1 tRNA gene is annotated in these 389 nt (G+C 51.4%); it reads right to left on the bottom strand.

What is annotated here, in order from left to right:
• Nucleotides 1–196 precede the first annotated feature (196 nt).
• Nucleotides 197–270 (bottom strand) — tRNA-Cys (locus tag B2J86_RS17940).
• Nucleotides 271–389: the final 119 nt, after the last annotated feature.

Below are 389 nucleotides of genomic sequence, written 5' to 3'. Positions count from 1 at the left end.
CTCGAACTCTCGACCTCAACCTTGGCAAGGTTGCGCTCTACCAACTGAGCTATTCCCGCATTTTGCCCTGTTTGCACGCTTGAATTTCTTCAACCATGCTGGCTGGCAAGCCGCAAATTATAGAGCATATTTTCTCTATCAAGCCAGAATTTTGATTTTTTACACCCCGCGAACGGGACCGCAAAAATGGCAATTCTGGAGGCGCGGTCCGGAGTCGAACCGGACTGACCGGATTTGCAATCCGGGGCATAACCGCTTTGCTACCGCGCCCGAAGTCTGGCTTGTTTAGCAAAAAGGGAAGCCTGGGCTTCCCTTTTTCTGGAAATTGGAGCGGGAAAAGAGTCTCGAACTCTCGACCTCAACCTTGGCAAGGTTGCGCTCTACCAACT

Origin of the sequence: Acidovorax sp. SRB_14 (genome assembly GCF_012932145.1) — a bacterium.
Lineage (GTDB): Bacteria > Pseudomonadota > Gammaproteobacteria > Burkholderiales > Burkholderiaceae_C > Simplicispira.
The sequence above is the reverse complement of the archived record's forward strand: the minus strand, read 5'-3'. Positions and strand labels throughout refer to the sequence as shown.